The organism is Kocuria sp., assembly GCF_030536815.1.
GTDB classification, from domain to species: Bacteria; Actinomycetota; Actinomycetes; order Actinomycetales; family Micrococcaceae; genus Kocuria; species Kocuria gwangalliensis.
In genome coordinates this window covers 1-1,741 of sequence record NZ_JAUNPE010000319.1, presented here as the reverse complement: position 1 = coordinate 1,741, position 1,741 = coordinate 1, and the positions used below count along the sequence as shown (strand labels likewise).

Annotated in this window: 1 protein-coding gene and 1 pseudogene; both read right to left on the bottom strand. The window is 65.8% G+C overall.

Going from position 1 to position 1,741, the window contains the following annotated elements:
- Positions 1–388, bottom strand: a pseudogene (locus Q4E95_RS13585) (hypothetical protein); the annotation flags it as partial.
- Positions 385–1,695, bottom strand: a complete 1,311-nt coding sequence (locus Q4E95_RS13580; RefSeq protein WP_368660337.1) for an IS256 family transposase — start codon at positions 1,693–1,695, stop codon at positions 385–387. The pseudogene Q4E95_RS13585 and the gene Q4E95_RS13580, both read right to left, overlap by 4 nt.
- Between the last annotated feature and the right edge of the window lie 46 nt (positions 1,696–1,741).

Below are 1,741 nucleotides of genomic sequence, written 5' to 3'. Positions count from 1 at the left end.
TGGCGAGATCGGCGATGGACTTCACCCCCGCCGCCGAGCGGGCGTAGACCACGGCACCCGTGCCGTTGGCCAGGATCGGCCGCAGCTTGGTGAAGTCGTAGCGCACCGCAGGCCGCTTCAGCAGCCAGGGCACCACCGTGGTGGCCGTGCTGACCAGGACCTCGGTGCCATCCGGACGGGCCGAGGTCACGAAGTGGTTGGTACCGGTGATGCCCTCTCCGCCAGCCTCGTTCACGGGAGCGAAACCGGGCTGACCGGGGATGGTGCGGGTCAGCTCTGTCCCGATGTAGCGGGCCCAGGTGTCCGTGCCACCTCCCTCAGCCAGCGGGATGAGGAACTCCACCGTCGGGTCTGTCAACTTAACGGTGTAACTGGGTTGTGTTGTCATGCTGCTCTTGGGCTGCTGAGGCGGCCGTCGAATCGGATGTCGAATGCGTTGAGGGCTTGCTTCCATCGTTGGGTCCAGCGTGCCCGGCCGCGTCCGGTGGGGTCGAGGGCCATGACGGCGAGGTAGACGCACTTGAGCGCGGCCTGCTCGTTGGGGAAGTGCCCTCGGGCCCGGACGGCCTTGCGGATGCGGGCGTTCACGCTCTCGATGGCGTTGGTGGTGCACACGATGCGGCGGATCTCTCGGTCGAAGCCGAGGAAAGGCACGAACTCGGCCCAGGCGTTCTCCCACAGCCGGATGATCGCGGGATATTTGGTGCCCCATTCTTCGGCGAACTCCAGGAACCGTTCCTCGGCCTCGGCGACGGTCGCTGCCTGGTAGACGGGCTTCAACCCGCGCGAGATCGCGTCCCAGTGCTGGCGGGCGGAGTACTTGAAGCTGTTCCTCATGAGATGAACGATGCAGGTCTGCACGATGGTGTCCTTCCACACCGTGTTCACCGCATCGGGCAGACCAGTCAGGCCATCGCACACCAACATGAGCACGTCTTCGACGCCGCGGTTCTTGATCTCGGTGAGCACCTGCAGCCAGTACTTCGCGCCCTCCCCGCCGTCACCGGCCCACAACCCGAGGATGTCCCGGTTGCCCTCGGTGGTGACCGCGAGCGCGATGTAGATCGGCCGGTTCGCGACCTGACCATCGCGAACCTTGACGTGGATCGCGTCGATGAACACCACCGGATAGACCGGGTCCAACGGCCGGTTCTGCCACTCGGTCATCCCGTCGAGCACTTTGTCGGTGATCGTGGAAATCGTCGTCTTCGACACCTCCGACCCGTAAGTATCGGCCAGGTGCGCGCTGATATCGCCGTGCGTCATCCCCCGTGCCGACAACGACAACACGATGTCCTCGATCGACCCCAACCGGCGCTGCCGCTTCGCCACGATCCTGGGCTCGAACGTGCCGGCACGGTCCCTGGGCACGTCGATCGTGACCGGACCGGCTTTGGTCAGCACCGTCTTGGCCCGGGTCCCGTTACGGGCGTTCCCGTCCGCCGAGCCACCGCGCTCATGCTTGTCGTAGCCGAGGTGGTCAGTGATCTCGCCCTCCAACGCCGATTCGAGCACCAGCCGGGTCAGCTCGGCCAGCAGGCCACCCTCACCATCGACCGGCAGGCCCTGGCGTTGCGCCTCGCCCACCAGCTGCGCCACCAGCCCCCGATCCACCACCGGCGCCACCACGGCTCCAGCCACGTCCTGCTCCTGCTCCACAGCCACCTCAGCGACCGTCTCCACCTGCGTACTCATCGTGTTCCTCCTAGATAGGAGTTACACCGTTGAAAGTACAGTCCCG